Annotated in this window: 16 protein-coding genes; 8 read left to right on the top strand and 8 right to left on the bottom strand. The window is 72.7% G+C overall.

All coding sequences use genetic code 11. The features are described from left to right. Window position 1 precedes the first annotated feature (1 nt). Window positions 2–2,842, bottom strand: a complete 2,841-nt coding sequence (cas3, locus tag GCL72_RS08030; RefSeq protein WP_170289594.1) for a CRISPR-associated helicase Cas3' — start codon at window positions 2,840–2,842, stop codon at window positions 2–4. A gap of 508 nt (window positions 2,843–3,350) precedes the next feature. Further along, window positions 3,351–4,748: a galactokinase gene (locus tag GCL72_RS08025; RefSeq protein ID WP_153144178.1), complete on the bottom strand. Its 1,398-nt coding sequence runs from the start codon at window positions 4,746–4,748 to the stop codon at window positions 3,351–3,353. A 176-nt stretch (window positions 4,749–4,924) separates the two neighbouring features. Here GCL72_RS08025 and GCL72_RS08020 point away from each other — a divergent pair, with 176 nt between their 5' ends. Next, on the top strand, window positions 4,925–5,347 hold the full coding sequence (locus tag GCL72_RS08020) for an organic hydroperoxide resistance protein (protein ID WP_153144177.1): 423 nt from the start codon (window positions 4,925–4,927) through the stop codon (window positions 5,345–5,347). 237 nt (window positions 5,348–5,584) lie between these two features. On the opposite strand, the gene GCL72_RS08015 is transcribed toward GCL72_RS08020, so the two are convergent. The 3 genes from GCL72_RS08015 to GCL72_RS08005 form a co-directional block, all read right to left on the bottom strand. After that, window positions 5,585–7,927, bottom strand: a complete 2,343-nt coding sequence (locus tag GCL72_RS08015; RefSeq protein ID WP_153144176.1) for an alpha-L-rhamnosidase — start codon at window positions 7,925–7,927, stop codon at window positions 5,585–5,587. A 47-nt stretch (window positions 7,928–7,974) separates the two neighbouring features. Further along, entirely contained in the window at window positions 7,975–9,270 is a 1,296-nt protein-coding gene (locus GCL72_RS08010; RefSeq protein WP_153144175.1) for an MFS transporter, read from the bottom strand. 165 nt (window positions 9,271–9,435) lie between these two features. After that, complete coding sequence (locus tag GCL72_RS08005; RefSeq protein ID WP_153144174.1) at window positions 9,436–10,479, bottom strand: LacI family DNA-binding transcriptional regulator; 1,044 nt, start codon at window positions 10,477–10,479, stop codon at window positions 9,436–9,438. Window positions 10,480–10,782: 303 nt separating this feature from the next. Here GCL72_RS08005 and GCL72_RS08000 point away from each other — a divergent pair, with 303 nt between their 5' ends. The 7 genes from GCL72_RS08000 (at window position 10,783) to nagB (ending at window position 20,281) form a co-directional block, all read left to right on the top strand. Next, window positions 10,783–11,544 (top strand): GntR family transcriptional regulator, encoded by a 762-nt coding sequence (locus tag GCL72_RS08000; RefSeq protein WP_153144173.1) that lies wholly within the window; start codon window positions 10,783–10,785, stop codon window positions 11,542–11,544. Beyond that, on the top strand, window positions 11,541–12,719 hold the full coding sequence (locus tag GCL72_RS07995) for an anhydro-N-acetylmuramic acid kinase (protein ID WP_153144172.1): 1,179 nt from the start codon (window positions 11,541–11,543) through the stop codon (window positions 12,717–12,719). Before GCL72_RS08000 ends, GCL72_RS07995 begins: the two co-directional genes overlap by 4 nt. A gap of 84 nt (window positions 12,720–12,803) precedes the next feature. Then, window positions 12,804–14,327: a sodium:solute symporter gene (locus tag GCL72_RS07990; RefSeq protein WP_153144171.1), complete on the top strand. Its 1,524-nt coding sequence runs from the start codon at window positions 12,804–12,806 to the stop codon at window positions 14,325–14,327. Then, the gene (murQ, locus tag GCL72_RS07985; RefSeq protein ID WP_153144170.1) at window positions 14,324–15,250 is read left to right on the top strand and encodes an N-acetylmuramic acid 6-phosphate etherase; all 927 of its coding nucleotides are present in this window, start codon (window positions 14,324–14,326) and stop codon (window positions 15,248–15,250) included. The genes GCL72_RS07990 and murQ overlap by 4 nt, the downstream gene beginning before the upstream one ends. Continuing rightward, complete coding sequence (locus GCL72_RS07980) at window positions 15,247–16,299, top strand: BadF/BadG/BcrA/BcrD ATPase family protein (RefSeq protein WP_153144169.1); 1,053 nt, start codon at window positions 15,247–15,249, stop codon at window positions 16,297–16,299. The genes murQ and GCL72_RS07980 overlap by 4 nt, the downstream gene beginning before the upstream one ends. Next, entirely contained in the window at window positions 16,296–19,295 is a 3,000-nt protein-coding gene (locus GCL72_RS07975; RefSeq protein WP_246161085.1) for an FAD-binding and (Fe-S)-binding domain-containing protein, read from the top strand. Before GCL72_RS07980 ends, GCL72_RS07975 begins: the two co-directional genes overlap by 4 nt. Before the next feature lie 203 nt (window positions 19,296–19,498). Beyond that, entirely contained in the window at window positions 19,499–20,281 is a 783-nt protein-coding gene (gene nagB, locus GCL72_RS07970) for a glucosamine-6-phosphate deaminase (protein WP_153144168.1), read from the top strand. Between the two features lie 245 nt (window positions 20,282–20,526). Here nagB and GCL72_RS07965 read toward each other — a convergent pair whose 3' ends face one another. The 3 genes from GCL72_RS07965 to GCL72_RS07955 are packed head-to-tail and all read right to left on the bottom strand — an operon-like array spanning window position 20,527 to window position 23,041. Then, entirely contained in the window at window positions 20,527–21,570 is a 1,044-nt protein-coding gene (locus tag GCL72_RS07965; RefSeq protein WP_153144167.1) for an NAD-dependent epimerase/dehydratase family protein, read from the bottom strand. Then, window positions 21,567–22,391: an S-methyl-5'-thioadenosine phosphorylase gene (locus tag GCL72_RS07960; protein ID WP_153144166.1), complete on the bottom strand. Its 825-nt coding sequence runs from the start codon at window positions 22,389–22,391 to the stop codon at window positions 21,567–21,569. The genes GCL72_RS07965 and GCL72_RS07960 overlap by 4 nt, the downstream gene beginning before the upstream one ends. After that, window positions 22,388–23,041 carry a class I SAM-dependent methyltransferase gene (locus GCL72_RS07955; protein ID WP_153144165.1) on the bottom strand — a complete coding sequence of 218 codons (654 nt, stop codon included), beginning with the start codon at window positions 23,039–23,041 and terminating at the stop codon, window positions 22,388–22,390. Before GCL72_RS07955 ends, GCL72_RS07960 begins: the two co-directional genes overlap by 4 nt. Window positions 23,042–23,049: the final 8 nt, after the last annotated feature.

The following is a 23,049-nucleotide window of genomic DNA, read 5'->3' as shown; positions in this document are numbered from 1 at the left end:
GTCACTCCTGCGGGTCGGGCGCGGTGCGCGAATGGTCGATGAGACCGAGCTCGGGGTCGTACTCGAGACACCGGTCGGCCAGGACTGCCTGATTGGCCTCATCGAGGGCCAGCATCAGCTGTCCCTTGAGCGTGAACGAGTGGTGCCACGCCGGGTCGGTCTCGGTCTCGAGCTGGTCCAAGGCGGCGTTGAAGCGATCCGGGCGGGAGAAAGCACGGGGGAGACGGACCGAGCTGGCGGCGATGGTGTGAGCCTGATGGTCCTCCGGCACGGCCTCCGGCATGATCTCGAAGTCGGAGCCCGAGCCAGCAGTGTCCGGATCGAAGGGGCGGTAGCCATGGATGCCCTTCTTGACCAGCAGGACTTCGACCGTCGGGTCGGTGTCCCGCACCTGAGCCATCCCGCGTTCTTCGCCCCAGGAATCCCGGTCGATGTCGCCGGCCGGCGCCTGGAAGAGGTCCGTCAGCGTCTGAGACTGCCAGGGCTCGGGCAGGCGGAAGGCCTGAGCGCGTCGGGCGCTCTCCTGCTCATCGGCGTCGTGTTCGGCTCGCGCCTGGTCGAAGTCGTCCCGCCATGCGTCGGGTACGTCAGGGTTCTCATAGGTCCGGTCCACGAGACCCGGGATGTCTGGGGGGATCGTCACCTCGCCGGCGCCGTGCTCCAGCCGCAGAGCGCTGGTGCTGGCCAGCAGCAGCGCCCGGGGGTAGATGAGCTCGATGGTCTCGACGAAGTCCGGGGCCGTCTCCGCAGCGGGGAGTCGGGTATATCCCCGGATCAGGGTCCGGGGGTGTTCCGCCCATTCGGGACGCTCTCCGTGGGGCCGCGCGTGTCGATGGAGGCGCCCCATGCGTTGCAGAATCAGATCGCTGGGTGCGATGTCGGTGATCAGCAGATCGAAGTCGAGGTCGAGCGACTGTTCGATGACCTGTGTCGCGACGACGATCCGACGGCGGGGGCGTCCGTCATCCCGGGTGCTCTTCGGCCCCAGCTCGTCGAACAGCTCAGCTTCCATCCGCACCCGCTGTGAGGCCATGAAGCGCGAGTGCAGCAGTCGAGCATCGTCGCCGACCAGCTCTCGGGCGAGACGATAGGTCTCCTGGGCTCGATCGACAGTGGAGCACACGACGGCTGCGCATCCACCATCCTCCACGAGCGGGCGCAGCGCCTCGCGCAGCGCCTCCTCGTCGTCGTCGAGGAGGTCGAGCTCCACGTGCTGATTCGTCGGGTCGCTCTCCGTGGAGGCGGTCGTGGTTCCCTCATCCGTCGTGAGTGTCAGAATCGGGTAGTGGCCCCCTGTGTCCGGCCCCGCCGAGGGCGCGGCATCGGGGTCGAGACCCCGTCGGTAGGCATCGATGAGCTCTCGGCGGCGCGACGCCGGAAGTGTGGCCGAAAGCAGCACCACAGGTGCTCGGTATTCGCCGAGCCAGGTCAGCGCGCGCTGCAGATACTGGGACATATAGGTGTCATAGGCATGCACCTCATCGATGACGACCACCTTCTGGGCGAGGCCGAGGTGGCGCAGCATCATGTGCTTGCTCAGCAGCGCCGAGAACAGGACCTGATCCACAGTCCCGACCACGAGGTTGGCCAGAATCCCCTTCTTCCGTCCGCGCAGCCAGTCGTGGGCCAGGACCTGTCCGGTGCGATCGTCCTCGATGTCGCGGAACCGCGGCAGTCGCCGGAAGGTGGTGTTGAGGTGGCTCTTCGAATGCCCGAGGAACAGCGAGGCGGGAGTGTCCGTGGCCACGGCGTCGCGGCCCCATGCGGCGACGCGCTGCAGCAGTCCGTCGGCGGTGGCCATCGTCGGAGCGGCGACCATGACTCCTCCGGCGCCGCTGCGTCGGGCGAGGATCTCCGTCGCGAGCAGCGCGGCCTCCGTCTTGCCCTGGCCCATGGGTGCTTCGATCGTCAGCAGCGCGCCGTCGCCGTCCCGCACGGAGGAGGCCAGCTCGACGGCGGCCCGTTGGGCAGGGTGCGCCGTGCGCCCCTCCGGCCAGTGGAAGCGCGAGGCGAAAGCTGCGGCCGAATCGACCTCCGGAGGTTCGGGGCGCCAGGGGAGCCCGGGGTTCACCGAGGCCAGCGCCGTGCGCGCCCGATTCGGGCCATCGTCCTGGCCCGAGAGGGTCATCGGGCATGCCTCGGCGTTGGAGGCGATCCAGTCAGTCATGATGACCAGTCCGGTCAGAACCATCTGGACCGATGTCTGAAGCGTGCAACGTCGCAGCTGGAGTATGACCTCGTCGAAGCTGGTCTCCTGGCTGAGAGCCTCGAGGAGGTCGGACTGCAGGGTCTGCCACGCCTCCGGCAGATGATTGACGTGGTCACTTGCGTGGGTCACCTGGGTGTGCGCCGGAGGGAGGCCGTGATGTGCCCCCGCGATCGAGGCGAACCGCTTCGTCACCGGTCCCTGCATCCGAGCCTGAAGGCGCAGGTATCTGCTGATCGCCACGAAGCTGATGTGCGAATGCGGAAGCTTGGTCTGGAACTGGGGATGCGTGTGGCGCGGCAGGCCCGCGTCATAGGCCTTGTCCGCCAGATGGGAGAACTCCGGCTGCTCGGCGAGCACGTCGATGAACAAGGGGTCCGCCTTGCCGACATCGTGCGAGCCGGCGAGCCACATCACGACGGTGCGCATCGCGTCGTCGGCGACGCGAAGGTCATCGCGAACGCGATGCTTGACTCCTGGGGCGACCCAGTCGTCCCACAGCAGCCCGGCGATGCGGGCGCTGTCCCGCATGTGCTGCGGCAGGCTGAGCCATCCGAGCTCGTCACCGGACTTCGCCCAGAGGCTCCATCCCAGGCAGGGCCACGCTGTGTCAGTGGCGCCTGGCATGGTGCCCATAGCGAACCTTTCGCGGAGCATGTGGCTCCCCTCACCGAGGGGTATGCACTGAAGAGAATCACACAATCCGCGAGTTTGCAATACGTGTGGTCTCGATAACCATACTATTATAGTCGTGCCAGAAAGTTTATTTTAAAATTTATTGAAGTTTATGTTGTGGAGTGTATGTGTCGGCCCGGCGCGCGCTCGACCTCCTAGACGATGGTCGCCGCGATGTCGGACGCCGCGCTGACCCGATTGCGACGCATGGCCGTGGGCCTATGGAGCGTCACCGTCGATGACGTCGTCGAGGGACGCCGTGGCTCTCGAGCGCGTCAGCGTCCGACTGGTCGCGGACCTCACGGCTGCGATCCAGAGTTCCCTGCGGCGGACGATCCTTCAGGGGTGCCACGACATGGCCGACTCCCAGGACCTCCCGTGAAGCCGGCAGGCCCAGCGCCGCGAGATCTATGCCACGATCGTCAGTGGGGGCGGTGCTCCGGGCGAGTCCGGCCGGCCCGCCGGGGCGTCAGGCGATCACATGCGCCGGATCCGAGGGAGCGATCTCCAGGAAGCGCGGCACCTGCTGGCCCGCCTCCTCGCAGGCCGAGGCCACGGCTCCGGTGATCGTCGCGACGTCCTCGGCGCGGCAGAGGATCAGCGCCGAGCCGCCGAAGCCGCCTCCGATCAGCCGCGCCCCGGGCGCGCCCTTCTCCACCGCAGTCTCGACGACGGTGTTCGCCGCGGGGAAGGAGACTTCGGCCTCGTCGCGCATCGAGGCGTGGCCGGCGGTCATCAGGTTGCCCACCAGCATCGCGGTGGACTCGGCGTCGAGCTCGTCGTCGGAGAGGAAGCCGTGCAGCTCCTCGGAGCGGACCATCTCGGTCAGCGCATGCCGCAGTCGACGCCGGCAGGCCGCACGGTCGCGGGCCGGGACGCCGTCGACGGGCGACGGCAGGGTCTCGCCCGCGCCGGCGCGCTCGTCGAAGCGCCGCAGCACGGCGGCGACGTCGGCGGTGCCGGGGCGCTCGGGCAGCAGGTCGCGCAGCCGCTCGACCTCGAGCAGGCGCATCGCCGCCTCGGAGTCGGCGCGCCGGTCGTCGAACTGGCCGTCGCCCAGCCAGTGCGCCTGGCCGGTGTCCACGGCGACGAACCGGTGGTCGGCCAGCAGGCCGGAGGCCGGGATGCGCTCGACGGTGAAGTCGCGGCAGTCCAGCGAGAGCAGGTGCGCGGCCCGTCCGCGCAGGCTGACGGTCTGGTCGAGCCCGCCGGTGCCGGCGCCGACCATCTCGACCTCCGCGCGCACGCAGGCCGCGGCCAGCCGGGCGCGCAGCTTGTCGGTGAGCGCGTCGTCCAGCGCGGCGCCGGGGTTCGCGCGGCCCAGCGGAGTGGCCATCGCGACGAAGGCCAGCATCGTCGAGCACTCCAGCGCCGCCGAGGACGACAGCCCCCCGCCGACCGGCAGGGTGGAGGTGATCAGCAGGTCGGCGCCGAAGCTCTCGTCCACGGCGAGCTCCTCGATCTCCTCGCCGAGCGCGCGCAGCGCCCAGAGCGTGCCGCCGACGTACTTGGTCCAGCCGCAGGGCTGCTCGTCGGTGATGGTGTGGACGTCGGCGTCGGGGCCGGAGGTGACCTCGCTGATGCAGACCCGCTGGACGCCGGCGTCGAGGCTCGGCTCCAGGGTGCGCAGGTAGAGCAGACCGTCGGTGCGCGGCGCCGCGGCGACGTAGGTGCCGTGGGCCAGGGCCATGGGGAGGCACCGGCCGCCGTGGAAGTCGACGTGCTCGCCGTTGAGGTTCGCCCGGCCCGGGGCGAACCAGACGCCGGAGGGGCCGTGCCCGAACTCCTCGGCGAACTGGGAGGTGAGGCTGCGGCGGATCTCGGCGGCGTCCCCGGGGGACAGCCAGGCGGCGGCTTCGGTGTCCATGCGGGCAATTCTGCCGTCTGGGCGACGGCGGCGCGAAACGGGCGGACGCGGCCCGGTCGGGGCCTCGGCATGAACGTCGCACAGCTCTCAGCGAATATGGGGAGAAAGCCCTGGCCAAGCTTCGGGGCATGTGATGTGCTGATCGACGGATCGACCCCGATCGAGAGGAGTGCACTATGGAGACCCTGTACACCGCAGAGGCGATCGCCACCGGTGGCGGCCGCAACGGCCGCACCCGCACCGACGACGGCCGCGTGGACCTGGACCTGGCCGCCCCGAAGGCCATGGGCGGCTCCGGAGAGGGCAGCAACCCCGAGCAGCTGTTCGCCGCCGGCTACGCCGCGTGCTTCCACGGCGCGCTCCAGCTGGTCGCCAGCCAGGAGAAGGCCGAGCTGGGCGACTCCTCGGTCGGGGCCAAGGTCGGCATCGGCAAGCAGGAGGACGGCGGCATGGGCCTCGAGGTCACCCTCGAGGTCGTGGTGCCGGAGCTGCCGCATGACGAGGCCCAGCGCCTGGCCGACAAGGCCCACCAGGTGTGCCCCTACTCCAACGCGACGCGGGGCAACATCGAGGTCAAGGTCCTCGTCACGGACGACTGATCGAGCCGAGGCCGCGAAGCGCCTGCGCTTCATGGCCGAGGCGATCAGATGCCTCGTCCGCGGCGTTCGCCGCTGCTGAAGGGGGCCGAGCATCACGCTCGGCCCCCTTCTCGCGTCTCGGGGGACGTGCTTGGGCGCACTGAGTGGCCATTCCTGACGGCTCCTGCCCCGGATGAATCGTTCCATCCGGCTGAGAAACCGTCAGGAGTGGCCACTCGAGGCCGCGGCGAGCTCCGCTCACCGCACCGGCGCCTGGGCATCCTCCCGGCTGAACCGCATCCGCCGCTCGGCGCCGTCGCCGACGATCACCTGCGGCGCGGACGACGGCACCGTCGCCGAGACGTCGACGTCGGCCTCCACACCTTCGGGCAGCCGCACGTCGAGCACCAGTTCCTCCTCCACGCGCTCCCAGCGGACCGTCACCAGTCCCTGCGGGGTCTCCTGCGCGGTCTCGGCCCAGGTCAGCTCCTCGGTCATCGCGCCCTGCGGCGGCTGCGGGGCGATCCGCACCCGCGCATACCCCGGCTCGGCCGGGGCGAGGCCGCCGACCACGCGATGCAGCCAGGCGGCCACCGACCCCAGGGCGTAGTGGTTGAAGCTGGTCATCTCCCCGGGGTTGATGCTCCCGTCCGGCAGCATCGAGTCCCACCGCTCCCAGACGGTCGTCGCCCCCATCGTCACCGGGTACAGCCAGGACGGGCAGCCGGTCTCGAGCAGCAGGCGGTAAGCGGTCTCGACGTGCCCGGTCCGGCTCAGCGCCTCGGTGATGTAGGGGGTGCCGGCGAAGCCGGTCGAGACCTTGTACTCGGCGGCGGTTACCAGCTCGGCCAGGCGCTCGCCGGCGGCGGCCCGACGCGTCCCGTCGAGCAGGTCGAAGACGATCGCCAGCGTGTAGACGGTCGTCGCGTCGGAGGCGATCCGCCCGTCGGCGTCGACGTAGTGCTCGAGGAAGGTCTCCTGCACCCGCGCGGCCAGCGCGCGGAAGGTCGCCGCGTCGGCGTCATGGCCCAGGATCTCCGCAGCCTCGGCGACCATGCGCGCGGTGCGGATCACGCAGGCGGTGGCCACCACGGCAGGGTCGGCCTTCGCGTCGGCGGGCCGGTGCGGCGAGGCGTCGGGGTCCAGCCAGTCGCCGAACTGGAAGCCGGTGTCCCACAGCCCGGTCGGCGAGAGCAGCGACTCCACGCGCCGCAGATGCGCGGTCATCGACTCATACTGCGCGGCCAGCACCTCGCGGTCGCCGTAGGCCTCCCAGAGCGCCCAGGGCACCCAGACCGCGGCGTCGGACCAGATCGCCGCCGACTCCACAGGGGTGAACTCCGCGGGCATGTCCTGGTACTTCAGCACGTCCGGCACCACGTACGGGACGAAGCCGTCGGCGGCGCGCTGCTCGGCGGCGACGTCGCGCAGCCAGTCCGCCAGGAAGCCGCGCACGTCGAAGAGGTGGGCGGCCGTCGGCGCGAAGACGGCGATGTCGCCGGTCCAGCCGAGCCGCTCGTCGCGCTGCGGGCAGTCGGTGGGCACGTCCAGGAAGTTGCCGCGCAGCCCCCACACCACGTTCTCGTGCAGCCGGTTCACCAGCTCGTGCGAGCTGCGGAAGGTGCCGGTGCGCGGCATCTCGGAGTGGACGACGACGGCGGTCAGCGCCGCGGCGGTCAGCTCGCCGGGGAAGCCGCTGACCTCGGCATAGCGGAACCCGTGGAAGGTGAAGGTCGGCTCGAAGGTGTCCTCGCCGCCGGAGAGGATGAAGCGGTCGGTCGCGTCGGCGTGGCGCAGCGGCCGGGTGCCGAGCTCGTCGTGCTCGAGGACCTCGGCATGGCGGACGGTGATCATCTCGCCGGCGGCGCCGCGCGCGGTCAGCCGGATCCAGCCCACCAGGTTCTGCCCGAAGTCCACCAGCGTCCTGCCGTTCGGCGAGGTCCAGATCCGCTGCGGGGCGATCTGTTGCTGCCGGCGCACCGGCGGGCCGGTAGGTTCGACGAGCTCGGCGCCGACGGCGACGACGGCCACGGCGCCCCAGCCGGCGTCGTCGTCGGCGCGCCGCGGCGAGGCCCAGTCGGCCTCCCGGCGTCGGGCGTCGATGGTCTGGCCGTCGTAGAGGTCGTCGGCCAGGATCTCGGAGGCGCGAGCCTGCCAGGACTCGTCGGTGTCGACGGTCTGGACGTGGCCGTCGGCGTAGACGACGTCCAGCTGCGCCAGCAGCGCGCGCTGCTCGCCGTAGAGCCGCCGCTTCTCCTGCCAGCCCAGCTGGCCGAGGTGCCAGCCGTTGCCCACGACCGCGGTGAGCACATGCGGGGTCCCGTCCTCGGGGGACGCGGCCCGCAGGCGGTCGGTGAGGTCATAGGTCTGGTATCGCAGACGCCACTCGTAGCTGGACCAGCCGGGGGCGAGGACGTCCTCGGCCACCGGCGCGCCGTCGAGCTGAGCCTCGTAGACGCCCAGGGCGCTGGCGCGCAGCGTGGCGGAGGCGACGGCGCCGTGGCCGGGCTCCAGGCGGAAGACCCGGCGGAAGCGGGGTGCGGAGTCCAGCGCGGCGGCCGGGGCGACGGCGGAGGCGGTGAGCGGGGGGAGCGTGGTCATGGGCACATTCTCTCTGTCACGGGGTGCGGGGCAGGCGGGGGCGTCGTTCAGCGGCCGGAGCGGCGCGTGCTGTCCGCCGCCGGCACGGCGTCGGCGGGAATCTCGGTCTTCTCGTCGCGCAGCACCTGGGGTCGGCGCGAGACCCAGAACAGGCCGATGAGTCCGGACACCAGGATCGCCGCGGCCAGCACCAGGAACATCAGCTCGGCGCTGTAGTCCATGATCAGCGGAGTGACCAGGCCGAATGCCGCGGCGACGGCGCGGGCGAAGGCGATGGAGATGCCCTGGGCGGTGCTGCGGTGCTCCGTGGGGATCAGCTCCTGCGACCAGACCTTGAACATCGGCTCGCCGGAGACGATGCCGGAGATGCCGTAGACGACGCCGAAGATGACCACCGCGGCGATCGAGATTCCGACGACCGCCGGCACCAGGCAGGCGATGATCGCCGCGATCGAGCCCAGCACGAAGCCGAGCATCCGGAAGCGCGTGTCGACGATGCGCATCAGGAAGACGGAGGCCGCCAGGCTGCAGGCCAGTCCGATCAGGCTCACCGCCGAGGCGGTGGAGACGTCGGTGCCGACGACGTTGACCAGCAGGTACTGCGAGAACTGGCCGTGGGTGTTGGCGACGATGTTGGTGATCGCGTAGAAGAGCGCCACGCCGGCGAGCGTGGGCAGCCACCGGCGGGAGAACAGTCGGCGCAGGCTGGTGCGGTCGACGGCGCCGGTGTCGACGCTGATCGCGTGCCGGGTCCACAGCGGCGACTCCGGCAGCCGCAGGCGCAGCAGCAGCACGACGGCGGCGACGACGAGCAGGTGGCCGTACATGATGCGCGCGCCGGCGGCGCCCATGTCGCCGACGATGATCCCGAAGACGTTGACCACCGGGATCGCGGCCATCCACAGCACGTGCGAGAAGGCGACCATCTTGCCCTCGTCGTGCTCCGGGGCGGCCTCGGCGATCATCGCCAGCGACGGCGGCAGGTCGGCGCCGGAGGCGAAGCCCAGCAGCAGGATGCCCGCGTAGAGGGCGCCGACTCCCGGCGCGGCGGCCAGCAGCAGCGCGCCGATCGCGTAGAGCGTCACGGTGACGGTGAAGACGCGCCGGCGGCCGAAGCGGTCGGAGAGGTTGCCGCCGATCAGCGCGCCGAGGCCGATCATCAGCGTCAGCAGCCCGGAGAGCTGGCCGAATTGAGCGGAGGTGATGCCCATCGGCTCCTGGTAGAGGACGAGCGCAGTGCCGGTGGTGACGATGGCGCCGGCATCGAGGTAGGACGCCATGCCGGCGACGCCGGCGGTCCACCAGGCGCGGCGGCGTTCGGGGGTCGAGGGGATCAGGGCCATAGGTGCAGCTCCTCTGGTGCGGAGAGGGTCGCCGGGCGGGAAGGACGCCCGGTGAGGCCGGTCACGTGGTCGTGATCACTCAGCGTAGACAGTCGTAGAACGTTTTACAAACAGGTATTGGAACGATTCATTCGGCGTGTCGACGCGGGACCCGGAAGGTCCAGGTCAGCCCGGGGGAGCGCTGGTCCCGCGGACCACCAGCTCGGGGGTGATCACCCGATGCACGGGGTCGGCCCGGCCGTCCAGGCGCTGCAGCAGCAGTTCCGCGGCGATGGCCCCGGTGGACGGCCCGTCCTGATCCACAGTGCTCAGCGAGACCCGGCCGATGCCGGCGACGGAGGCGTTGTCGAAGCCCACCACGGAGAGGTCCTCCGGCACGTCGAGACCCCGCTCCTCTGCGGCGCGGAGGGCGCCCAGGGCGCTGCTGTCGGCTCCGGCGAAGATCGCCGACGGCGGGGCGGCGGCGTCCAGTGCCTGGCCGGCGGCGCGGTGGCCTCCGGCCTCCGAGTAGTCCGCCTCGATCACCTGGGGCGAGAGTCCGTGGCGTGCCATGGCCGCGCAGTACCCGTCGAGTCGCGGCGTCTGGGACAGCACCGAGGGGCGTGCCAGCTCGCCGATCGGCGCCGTGATGTGGGTGATCTGCCGGTGCCCCAGGGCGACGAGATGGTCGACCACCAGTCCTGCGCCGAGGTGGTCGTCGGTGACCACCGAGTCATAGGTCTCCGCGGGGCCGTGGCGGGCGACGGTCACCAGCGGCGCGCGGCGCCCCAGCTCCTCGAGCCACGCGGCCCCCATGCCGGGTGTGATGAGGATCAGACCGTCCATCTGGCGGTCCAGCAGGGCGTCCACGGCGCGCCTCTGCCGGGCGGGGTCCGGCCCTCCCGTGATGAGGACCTCCTGGAACGGCGTGGGCTCCAGGTGGGTGCTGATCCCCTCGATGATCTCCCACTGGAACTGCGCGGCCACGTCCAGCAGCATCACGCCCACGGTGAAGGACCGTCCGCGCAGCGTGCGGGCTCCAGTGTGGGGGCGATAGTCGAGGGCGTCGACGGCCGTCCTGACCTTGGTGCGCATCTCCTCGCTGACGCCGTAGGCCTCGCGCAGCACCTTCGACACCGCGGCCGTGGAGACTCCGGCCTCGGCGGCGACGTCGGCGATCGTCACCCGGCGGCGCGGCCGTGACGGGGCGTCGTCGGAGTGCTGGTCCATGGGCAGGACGCTACACGAGCGGCGGGTCTGAGCGCGTCGGGTCCGGCGCCTCGAGCCCCTCGCGGATCCTTCCTGGCGCTGAGTGGCCACTTGTGACGGCTTCTGCCCCGGATGGATCGTTCCAATCAGGGTGAGTGTCGTCAGGAATGACCACTCAGCGGCCGGGGCGGCTCGGATCGGCCGCTCAGCGCCCCCCCCCGGCGCCCGATGCGATCGCTCAGCACGCCCCGCGAGAGCCCTCGCGCAACCAAAAGTTAGTCCAGTGGTCTTGATTTCGGCTGTGTGCTGTGTCTCAATAGGTGCGTGACCAAGTACCACGCCGTCCGTGACCAGTTGCTGGACCGTCTCGAGCAGATGGCCTCCGGCGAGCAGCTCCCGCCCGAGCGCGACCTCGCCGTCGAGCTCGGAGTCTCGCGCATGACCCTGCGCCGCGCCCTCGACGAGCTCGTCGCCCGCGGCGCCGTCCGCCGCCGCCACGGCTCCGGCGTCTTCGCCCTGGGCCCCAAGCTGGACCAGGCGCTGATGGCCAGCTCCTTCACCGCGGACATGCGCGCCCGCGGCCTGCGGCCCGGGGCCCGGACGCTCTCCTTCGACGTCGGCCCCGTCGGCGCGCGCATCCGCAGCCGGCTGAAGCTGGCCGAGCACGACGACGCCGCCCAGGTCACCCGCCTGCGCCTGGCCGACGACGAGCCCATCGCCCTGGAGGAGCTGCACGTCCCGCGCGCGCTGGTCCCGGACCTGGCCGCCGCCGACCTGGAGGACCAGTCCTTCTACGACCTGCTGCGTGCACGCTGCGGCATCGTCGTCGCCCGCAGCGTCCAGACCATCGAGCCCACTGTCGTCGACGCCCAGGAGGCCGGCGACCTCGACGTGCCGGTGCATTCGCCGGCGCTGCTCTTCGAGCGCACCTCGTGGAGCGCCGACGACCAGCCGGTGGAGTTCGTCCGCTCGGTCTACCGCGGCGACCGCTACAAGATCCGCACCGAGCTCACCGCCCCCGGCCGCGAGGGCTCGGAGCGTGAGGGTTCAGGGCGCGAGGCCGCCGGCACGGGGGAGGCGCCATGATCATCGCCGGACTGATGGCGGGCACCTCCGCCGACGGCCTCGACGTCGCCCTGGTGGAGTTCGAGCCCGACGGCGACGCCGACGCGCTCATCATGCGCCTGCTCGCCGCGCGCGAGGTGCCCTTCGACGCCGCCCTCGGCCTGGACATCCTGCGCCTGCTCGAGCCTCGGGACGTGCCGCTGGCGCTGGTCAGCGACGTCGACGCCCGCCTCGGACAGGCCAGCGCCGAGGCGGTCGCGACCCTGGCCGCCGAGGCCGGCGTCGAGCCCGAGCTGATCGTCTCGCACGGCCAGACCGTCCGCCACGACGTCGCCGACGGCGCGGTGACCTCCACGCTGCAGCTGGGCCAGCCGGCCTGGATCGCCGAGCGCACCGGGGCCCCGGTGCTCTCTGACGTGCGCGCCCGCGACGTCGCCGCCGGCGGCCAGGGCGCGCCGCTGGTCGGGATCCTGGACCGGATGCTGCTCGCCGACGTCGCCGAGCCGACGGCGGTGCTCAACCTCGGCGGCATCGCCAACATCACCGTCATCTCCCCGGACGCCGAGCCGCTGGCCTTCGACACCGGCCCGGCCAACGCGCTCATCGACGTCATGGCCCGCCGCATCACCGGCGACGAGCGCGGCTTCGACCGCGACGGCGCGCTCGCCGCCCGCGGCCGCGTGATCCCCGCGCTGCTCGACGACCTGCTCGCCGAGCCCTATTACGCCCAGGTCCCGCCGAAGTCCACCGGCAAGGAGCTCTTCCACGCCGCCTACCTCGACCGGCATCTGGCCGCACACCCGGGCCTGGACGAGCACGACGTCATCGCCACGCTGACGGCGCTGACCGCCCGCACCGTCGCGCAGGCCTGCGCCGCGCGCGACGTCGGCGCCGTCGTCGCCTCCGGCGGCGGCACCCGCAACCCGACGCTGATGGCCGCACTGCGCGCCGAGCTGGGCGACGCCGTCGGCGTGCGGACCAGCGACGAGGCCTTCGGGCTGCCCGAAGGGGCGAAGGAGGCCTGCCTGATGGCGCTGGTCGGCTGGCTGAGCTGGCACGGGCTGGACGCCGTCGCCCCGGAGCTGACCGGCGCGCGCCGGGCCACGCTCGCCGGACGGCTCACCTCCGGAGCGCGTCCGCTGCGGCTGCCCGCGCCGCGCGAGACCGCCCCGCGACGACTGATCGTGCGGCGCTGACGCGCGCCGCACGCACCACCTGTACCCCTCACCCGCGACCACCCCGACCCGCTCGCACTCGCATCATGACGAAGGAGATATGCCATGCAGATCATCGACCTCGTGGTGATCGTGGCCTATCTGGCCGCGACCGCCTGGCTGGGCCTGAAGCTCAGCGGACGCCAGTCCGGCCTGAAGGACTACTTCCTCGGCGGGCGTGACCTGCCCTGGTGGGCGGTCTGCCTCTCCGTGGTCGCCACGGAGACCAGTGCCCTGACCGTCATCGGCATCCCGGTGATGAGCTACCTCGGCGACATCTCCTACCTGCAGCTGGGGCTGGGCTACATCATCGGCCGCATCGTGGTGGCCTTCTTCATGCTGCCGCGCTACTACGACGGCGAGATGGTCACCGCCTACGCCTATCTGGGCAAGCGCTTCGGCAGCAGCACCCAGACCACCGCCGGGGTGACCTTCCTCTTCACCCGGCTGATGGCCGACGGCATCCGCGTGCTCGCCGCCGCGATCCCGCTGAAGACCATCCTCGACGGCATGGGGGTCCACACCAACTACTTCACCATCATCGTGGTGCTGGCCGTGGTGACGATCCTCTACACCTTCATCGGCGGCATCAAGGCCGTCGTCTGGGTCGACGTCGCCCAGATGGGCCTCTACGTCGCCGGCGGCATCCTCTCGATCATCGTCATCTCCGCGGCCACCGGCGGCGGCTGGTTCACCGAGGCCGCCGACGCCGGCAAGTTCACCATGTTCCTCTTCGAGGGGAACCCGGTCTCCGCCGACAGCTCCTTCGTGACCTCCCTGGTGGGCGGCGCGATCTTCGCGATGGCCTCGCACGGCTCCGACCAGCTCGTCGTCCAGCGGCTGCTGACCTGCCGCAGCAAGCGGGAGGCGCAGAAGGCGCTGATCGCCTCCGGCGTCGTGGTCTTCGTGCAGTTCGCGATCTTCCTGGTCGTCGGCCTGGCGCTGTGGAGCTACTACGACCAGCAGGCGCCGTCGGCGATGGGTCTGACCCGCGACGACGAGATCTTCCCGCACTTCATCATCGAGGGGCTGCCGCAGGGCATCTCCGGGCTGCTGCTCGCCGGCATCCTGGCCGCGGCGATGTCCACGCTGTCCTCCTCGCTCTCGGCGCTGTCGTCCTCGACGGTCACCGACGTCATCGGCAAGTTCCGCTCCACGCCGCTGACTGACCGCCAGGGGCTGCGCGTCGGCCGCTGGGCGACCATCGGCTGGGGCCTGGCCTTCATCGCCCCGGCGACGATCTTCCAGTCCGACGAGGGCAACATCGTCATCCTGGCGCTGGGCGTCGCCGGCATCACCTATGGAGGCCTGCTCGGCGCCTTCGCCTTCGGCATCCTCAACCGACGGGCGACGGCGGCCGACGCGAACATCGCCTTCGTCGCCGCCGTGGCGGTCAACGCCTACTTCTTCGTCATGGAGAAGTATGTGACCGGAGAGGTCTGGGTCGCCTGGCAGTGGTACCCGCTGCTCGGCGTGATCGTGACCTTCGTCGTCGGCGGTCTGCTCTCGCTGCGCCGCCCGGCGGCGCCGCGGACCGGCCTCGCCGCCGAGACTCGTGACGAGACCCGGAAGGACGCACCCCGCCGATGACCGAGCACGACACCTCGCTGCCGCCCACCGAGCGGCGCAACCCGCGCAGCGCCGCCCTCGACGAGCTGGACACCCTCGGGGTGCTGCAGCTGCTCAACGCCGAGGACCGCGTCGCCGTCGACGCCGCCGCGGCGGTGCTGCCCCAGCTGGCCCCGGTGGTCGAGCAGGCCGCCGAGCGGCTGCGGCGCGGCGGCACCGTCCACTACTTCGGCGCCGGCACCTCCGGGCGGCTCGGCGTCCTCGACGCCAGCGAGCTGATGCCCACCTTCAACCTGGAGCCCGGACGGGTCGTCGGCCACATCGCCGGCGGCTCGGCCGCGCTGGTCGACGCGGTGGAGAACGCCGAGGACTCGGAGGAGGCCGGCCGCCGCGACGCCGCCCAGCTGGGGGCCGACGACGTCGCCATCGGCCTGGCGGCCAGCGGCTCCACACCGTATGTGGGCGGGGCGCTCTCCGCCGCGGCCGAGGCCGGCGCGGAGACGGTGCTGATCTCCAGCAATCCGCGGGCCCCGCTGGCCGACCGCGCCGAGACGGTGCTGACGCTGGACACCGGAGCGGAGGTGGTCACCGGCTCGACCCGGCTGAAGGCCGGGACTGCGCAGAAGCTGGTGCTCAACGGCTTCTCCACCGCACTCATGATCGCCATCGGCCGGACCTGGCAGAACCTGATGGTCTCCGTCGTCGCGACCAACGCGAAGCTGCGGGACCGCACGGTGCGGATCCTGCAGGAGGCCACGGGGCTTCAGGAGGAGCCGGCCCGGGAGCTGCTGGAGCGCGCCGACGGCGAGCTGAAGGTCGCGCTGGTGACCACGCTGGCCGACGTCGCGGTCGAGACCGCCCGGAGTCTGCTGGGGCGGCACGACGGCTCGGTGCGCGAGGCGCTGGCGGCGGCCTACGGGGCTGACGAGGGGAGCCGCGGGTGAGCGAGCTGGTCCTCGGCCTGGACGTCGGCGGCACCGGCAGCCGCATCGCCCTGGCCCCGCTGGATCCGGCCTCCGGCGCCCTGCCGGATGCCGGAGGCGGTGCGGGATCTGCGGTGCCTCGCCGCGAGCTGACCGGCCCCCGGGTGCACATCGGCCCCGAGGGCAGCAGCGCCCCCGCCGTCGTCGACGCGCTGCTCGATCATGCGGCGGAGGCCTGGCCGGAGGTGTTCGACCCTGCCGCGGGCGAGCACCGGCTCCGCGGCGTCGCGCTGGGCGCCACCGGACTGGCTTCGCTGGTCGACGAGCCGGAGACGCTGCCGCGACGGATGGCCGAGCGGCTGTCCGTGCCGGCGGCCGCGGCCATCGACGCGGTCACCGCCCACCTGGGCGCCCTCGACGGCGCCGGCGGGGCGATCGTCGCGCTGGGCACCGGCGCCGTCGCCGTGGGGCACCCCGGCAGCACGCTGGACGGCGGGCCGGCCGGTTCGCCGTCGGAAGCCGCCTGCCCGGCCGGCTGGCGCCGCGTGGACGGCTGGGGCCATCTGCTCGGCGACCGCGGCGGCGGGGCCTGGCTCGGCCGCCGCGGGCTGGAGGAGGCGCTGCGCGCCCACGACGGCGTCGACCCGTCCGGCGCCGCGCTGCTCGCCGCCGGGCGGGAACGGCTCGGCGAGCCGGCGGACTGGCCGGCGCAGCTCTACACCCGCGACGACCGTGCCGGCGTGCTGGCGGGCTTCGCCGCCGACGTCGTGGCCCTGGCCGCCGCCGGCGACGCCGTCGCCGGCCGGCTCGTCGAAGCCGCCGGCCGCGAGGCCGCCGCCAGTGCGCTCGCGGCCCTGGAGCCTGAGCACCCGGCCCGCGTGGTGCTCACCGGCGGGCTCGCCGCCGCCGGAGGGGCGCTGACCGCCGGCTTCACCGCCGAGATCGCCGCCCGCCGCCCGGAGACGGAGATCGCCGCCGTCGCCGGCGACCCGCTCGACGGGGCACTGCACCTGGCCCGGCTGGCCGCCGCCTCCGGGATCGTCACGCAGGAGGGATTCCTCTGGACATGACCGCCGCTCCCGCGGAGTCGACCGGCCCCGCCTCCGCCGACCTCGGCCCCGACCTCGCGACAGACCTCGCCGCCGCCCTGGGCGCCGAACAGGTCCTGGGCCGCGCCATCGACCGCCACGCCCGCGCCCACGACGCCTCGCACTACCTGCTCGTCCCGCAGCTGGCCGCCGTCGCCGAGGACGCCGAGGCGGTGGCCGCCGCGCTCGCCGTCGCCGCCGAGCACCGCACGCCGGTGACCTTCCGCGCCGGCGGCACCAGCCTCTCCGGGCAGGCCTCCGGCGACGGGCTGCTGCTGGACACCCGCCGCGGCTTCCGCGGCATCGAGGTCCTCGACGACGGCGCGCGGGTGCGCGTGCAGCCCGGCGCCACGCTGCGCGCGGTCAACGCGCGGCTGGCCCGCCACGGCCGCGCGCTGGGGCCGGACCCGGCCAGCGAGGCCGCCTGCACCGTCGGCGGGATCATCGCGAACAACTCCTCGGGCATGGCCGCCGGCATCGAGCACAACACCGTCCGCACGCTGGAGTCGATGACCGTGGTGCTGGCCTCCGGGACCGTCGTCGACACCGCCGCAGACGACGCCGAGGCGCGGCTGTGCGCCGCCGAGCCGCAGCTGGTGGCCACGCTGGAGCGGCTGCGCGACGCCGTCCGCGCCGACGAGGCCGCCGTCGCCGAGATCGCCGCGCGCTTCGCGATGAAGAACACCATGGGCTATGCCCTGGACGCCTTCTGCGAGGTCGACTCCCCGGTGGCGCTGCTCTCCCGGCTGCTCATCGGCTCCGAGGGCACGCTGGGCTTCGTCGCCGAGGCCGTGTTCACCACGGTGCCGGTCCAGCCGCGGGCGGCCACCGGGCTGCTGGTCTTCGACTCCGTCGACGCCGCCGCCCGGGCGCTGCCGGCGCTGGTGGACACCGGCGCGGCCGCCCTGGAGCTGATGGATGCGACCTCGCTGCAGGTCGCCCGCCGCGGGCCCGACGCGCCGGAGGAGATCACCGCCCTCGACGTCGACCAGCACGCCGGGCTGCTGGTGGAGTACCGCGGCGACGACGACGCCGCCCTGGCCGCCCGCGTCGCGGACGCCGCCGAGGTCCTCGCCGGGCTGGAGACCACCCGGGAGGTGGATCCGGAGGCGGATCTGACCCGCGATCCGGCCCGGCGCGCGGCGCTGTGGGGCGTGCGCAAGGGCCTCTACGCCGCCGTCGCCGGGGCGCGGCCGCCCGGGACGATCGCGTTGCTGGAGGACGTCGTCGTGCCGGTCGAGCAGCTGGCCGAGACCTGCGACGAGCTGGCCGAGCTGCTCGCCGCCCACGACTACGCCGACCCGGTGATCTTCGGCCACGCCAAGGACGGCAACCTGCATTTCATGCTCACCGAGGACACTGAGGATCCGGCCGCCGTCGCCCGGCTGGAGGCCTTCACCGAAGATCTGGTCGAGCTGATCCTGCGCCGCGGCGGGAACCTGAAGGCCGAGCACGGCACCGGGCGGGCGATGGCGCCGTTCATCGACCGGCAGTACTCGCCGACCCTGGTGACGGTGCTGCACGAGATCAAGGCCGCCTTCGACCCCGCCGGCATCGTCAACCCCGGGGTGGTGCTCACCGAGGACGCCCGGGCCCACGTCCACGACCTCAAGCCCGTCGACCGCGTCGACGAGGAGGTCGACCGCTGCGTGGAATGCGGCTACTGCGAGCCGGTCTGCCCGAGCCGGGATCTCACCCTGACCCCGCGGCAGCGGATCGTGGTGCGTCGGGCGCGCGAGCGGGCGCTGGCCGACGGTGACGTCGAGCTCGCCGCCGAGCTGGACGAGCAGCAGGCCTATGACAGCCTCGACACCTGTGCCGCCGACGGCATGTGCGCCACCGCCTGCCCGGTGCAGATCGACACCGGTGCGCTGGTCAAGCGGCTGCGCGCCGAGTCCCGCGGGCCTGTGGAGCAGCGGGCCTGGCGCACCGCCGCCGACCACTGGGGCGCGGCGACGACGGCGGCCTCGCGCGGGCTGGACCTCGCCGCGACGGTGCCCTCAGCCGCGGTGACCGGGCCGAACGCGCTCGCCCGGGCGGTGCTCGGCGCGGAGACGGTGCCGCAGTGGAGCGCGGACCTGCCGCGCGGCGGCCGACGGCGCAGCGCGACGCCCGGCGGCACCGGCGTGCCGGCCGGGGCGTCGGGTGGTCCCGATCCGGGAGGATCCGGTGCCGGCGAGGTGGCCGCCGTCTTCCTGCCCAGCTGCCAGGGGGCGATGTTCGCCCCCGCGGAGGGATCCGTGGGAGTGCAGAGTGCAGTCGCCCGGCTGTGCGCGGCCGCCGGGCTGAGCCTGGTGGTCCCGGAGGGGCTGGACGGGCTGTGCTGCGGCACCCCGTGGTCGTCGAAGGGTTTCACCGGCGGCCATGAGGCGATGGCCGAGAGGGTCCTCGACGCCGTCGCCGCCGCCCGCGAACGGGTCTCCGCCGGCGACGGCCGGGACGCGGAGGCGGTGCCTGTCCTCGTCGACGCGAGCTCCTGCACCGAGGGCGTCGCGGCGATCATGGAGGCCGCCGAGCGCGCCGGCGATCCGCGGGCCGGCGCCGTCGTCGACGCGCTGCGGCTGGTCGCCGACGACGTGCTGCCGCGGCTGCAGATCCCGGACGGGTCCCAGGTGGCCTCGCTGACGGTGCACCCGACCTGCTCGGCGCATCGGGCCGGGCTCGACGGCGACCTGCGCGCCGTCGCCGAGGCCGCCGCGGCGCAGGTGCACATCCCCGTCGACTGGGGCTGCTGCGGCTTCGCCGGCGACCGCGGGATGCTCCATCCGGAGCTGACGGCCGCGGCCACTGCCGCCGAGGCCGTCGAGGTGGAGGCGTTCGACGCCGTCGAGCATGCCTCCTGCAACCGCGCCTGCGAGATCGCGATGACCCGGGCGACCGGCCGGGACTATCGGCACGTGCTGGAGGTGCTGGCCGACGTCGTCGCCGGCGGCCCGGCGCCTGCCCCGGGACCCGGCGTGGGGCCCGGCGCGCACTGAGTGGTCACTTGTGACGGCATCTGCCCTGGACGAATCGTTCCAACCGCAGGGGATGTCGTCAGGAGTGGCCACTCAGCGGAAGGCCGCGGCGACGTCGACACGCCGCGGCCCGAGGATCTTCGCGCTCGGTGACCGCGCGCGAGAAGCTGACCCTGCTGATCCGGAGGACCAGTCCGGTACGAGACGAGAGGACGTGATGGGTGATGGAGGTCGTGATCGCTCCGGCCGATGAGCTGGCCCGACTGGCCGCCGACGCCGTGGAGGAGCTGCTGCGCGCGAAGCCGGCGGCGGCGCTGGGGCTGGCCACCGGATCGAGCCCGTTGGCCGTCTATGACGAGCTGGCCCGCCGCCACGCGGAGGAGGGGCTGTCCTTCGCGCAGGCGCAGGGCTTCATGCTCGACGAGTACGTGGGCCTGCCCGCCGACCATCCGCAGCGCTACCGGAACGTGATCGCGACCGAGATCGCCGACCGGGTGGCCTGGCCCGCCGACCAGGTCCACGGCCCCGACGGGCTCGCCGAGGATCTGCCGGCCGCCTGCGCGGCGTTCGAGCAGGCCATCGCCGAGGCCGGGGGAGTGGACCTGCAGCTGCTGGGCATCGGCACCGACGGCCACATCGGCTTCAACGAGCCCGGCTCCTCGCTGGCCTCGCGCACGCGGATCAAGTCGTTGACCGATCAGACGCGGCAGGACAACGCCCGGTTCTTCGACGACGACGTCGACCAGGTCCCGCCGCACTGCCTCACCCAGGGACTGGGCACGATCAGCGACGCGCGGCACCTGGTGCTCCTGGCGGCCGGCCGGCACAAGGCCGAGGCGGTCCACCAGCTGGTCGAGGGCCCGGTCTCGGCGCTGTGGCCGGCCTCCGTGATGCAGCTGCACCCGCATGCCACTGTGCTGCTCGACGAGGGTGCGGCCTCGCGGCTGCAGCTGGCCGACTACTACCGGCAGGCCTACGCCTCGAAGCCGAGCTGGCAGGGGCTGTGATCCGGCGCTGAGGCACGCCCCGCCCGCGGTAGTCACCGGGCTGAGTGCCTCCACCCTGCGCTGAGGCACGCCCTGCCCCGCGCCGAGGGCCCTCGCCCGGCCCCGCCCCGCGCCGAGTGGTCACTTCTGACGGCTTCTCCCCCTGATGGAACGTTTCAGCGGGGGGGGGGGATGCGCCGTCACAAGTGACCACTCAGGGCGCCGCTCCAGCCTCCGTCCAGCCTCCGTCCGGCCGGTGCCGACCGCTATCGGTGCCGCAGCGGGGCCGTCGCCAGCTCGGCGATGCCCTCGTGCGGGCCGACGGCGGCCTCGAATCCGAGCTCCGCCCGGGCGGCCTCCGGCGAGGCGGTCACATGCCGGACGTCGAAGGCCCGATGCTCGCCGGTGACCACCGGCTCCGGCCCGCCCATGACGGCGGCCAGCCGGCGGGCCATGTCGCCGATGGTGAAGGTGCAGCCGGAGCATACGTTGTAGGCGCGCAGCCCGGCCGGTCCGGAGCCCACCGCCTCGATCGCGGCGAGGTTGGCCCGGGCGATGTCGGTCACGTGGACGAAGTCGCGCCGCTGCTCCCCGTCTTCGAGGACCTGCGGCGGCTCCCCGTGCTCGAGCGCCGAGCGGAAGATGGCGGCCACGCCGGAGTAGGGAGTGTCCGCCGGCATGCCGGGGCCATAGGCGTTGTGATACCTCAGCGCGATCGCCCGGGCCGACTCCAGGGTGCACCAGGAGGCGGCATAGTGCTCCTGCGCGATCTTCGAGGCGGCGTATCCGGACCGCGGGGCGAACGGCGCGTCCTCGTCGACGAGCCGAGGCTCGACGTCGTCGCCGCATCGCGGGCACCGCGGATCGAACAGGCCCCGGGCCAGGTCGCTCTCCCGCCGCGGCGCCGGAGGCACGTCGCCGTCGCGGGGGCACGTGTACCGTCCCTCGCCGTAGACCACCACCGACGACGCCAGCACCAGCCGCTTCGTGCCGGCGCGGGCCATCGCCGCGAGCAGCGTCGCGGTGCCGAGATCGTTGTGCGCCGCATAGCCGGGCAGATCCTGGGCGTCGACGCCGTTGCCCACAGTGGCGGCCTGGTGGCACACCACGTCCACCGTCGGCAGCAGCCGGTCCAGCAGATCCGGATCGCGGACGTCGCCCCGGACCACGCCGTCAGGCGTCGTCGAACTCTCCCCGTGGGCCTGCGGCAGCAGCATGTCGACGCCGACGACCTCGTGGCCGGCGTCGGCGGCGGCCTCGGCGATGTGGCGGCCGATGAAGCCGGCCGCGCCGGTCAGCAGCACCTTCATGGCAGCTCCAGCGGCGGCGTCATGCCGGCCAGCGCCGCGGAGCAGGAGCAGTCGCGCTCGCCGGAGAGGGAGGAGATCACCGTGTGCAGCCGGCGCTTCAGCGCCGCAGTGTGCTCGGCGAACACCCGGAAGACCTGCTCCTGGTCCACGGCGTGTCCGGCGCTGATCCCGGCATCGAGATCGGTGACCAGGGCCGTCGCCGCGTAGCAGAGCTCCAGCTCGCGGGCCAGCGTCGCTTCGGGCTGCCCGGTCATGTTCACCAGGTCCCAGCCCTGTTTCGCATACCACTGGGACTCCGCGCGGGTGGAGAACCGCGGGCCGTCGATCACCACCATGGTTCCGCCGTCGACGGGCGGAGACTCCTCGTCGTCGAGCCCGTCCACCAGGGCTGTGCGCAGCCGAGGACAGTACGGGTCCGCGAAGGAGATGTGGCAGGCGCCCTCATGGAAATAGGTCTGCTCGCGGCGGCTCGTCCGGTCCACCAGTTGGTCCGGGACCACCAGGGTCCCCGGTCCCAGGCCGTCGTGGAGCCCGCCGACCGCGCACGGCGCCAGCACCTGACGCACGCCCAGGCTGCGCAGCGCCCAGAGGTTGGCGCGGTAGTTCACCCGGTGCGCGGGGAACTCGTGGCGCCGCCCATGTCGAGGCAGGAATGCCACAGTGCGGCCGGTCCCGCCGGGCTCGTCGGGTGTCACCGTGCCGACGGCGATGGGGGAGGACGGCGTCCCGAACGGCGTCTCGACGTCCACCTCCTGAGGGTCCTCCAGGAACGTGTAGAACCCGGATCCGCCGATGATGGCTATCTCCGGTCTCGGAGTCATGCGGTCTCCTTCCCTGCGGCTCTCGGCATCAACCGTGCCACGCACCGGCCGTCGCGGCGGCGGATCTCGCCGACGGCGAGTCCGGCCTCCGCCGCGAGCTCGTCGACGGCGTCGACGCCCACCCAGGTCCAGGGGAAGGCCTCGGTGAGCCGCCCCGCCACGCGCAGCCGGATGATGTCATGGACCACGCCCGTCCCCGGGCCGTCGACCTCGACGATGACGACTCCGTCCGGACGCATGAGGCGTCGGAGCCGACGGAGCAGTCGGACGGGATCTCCGCCGATGCCGATGTTGCCGTCGGCCAGCACCGCCTCCTGCCAGCTCCCCTCCTCCGGCACCTCGTCGAAGATGTTCCGGCGCACTGCGTCGGCGCCGCGTCCCCGGGCCATCCTCACGGCCTCGGGGGAGATGTCGATGCCCAGGGCCCTGATGCCGCGCGCCGCCAGAGCCTGCGTCACGCGTCCGACGCCGCAGCCGACGTCGAGCGTCGGACCGGTGCAGCGGTCCACCAGCAGGGCGTGATCGGCGGCGTCGGAGAGGCTCATCCAGCGGCGGACGTCCCAGGAGGTCACCGTGCCGTCCGAGCCGATCGCCTCGCAGGCCTGCCCGGCGTGGACGGCGTCCCAGCCGGTCGGCGGATGCATGTTCATCAGGTCCC

The sequence above is a fragment of the Nesterenkonia halophila genome (assembly GCF_009467795.1).
GTDB classification, from domain to species: domain Bacteria; phylum Actinomycetota; class Actinomycetes; order Actinomycetales; family Micrococcaceae; genus Nesterenkonia; species Nesterenkonia halobia.
Note: the sequence above shows the minus strand (reverse complement) of the source record. Positions and strands in the feature narration are given on the sequence as shown.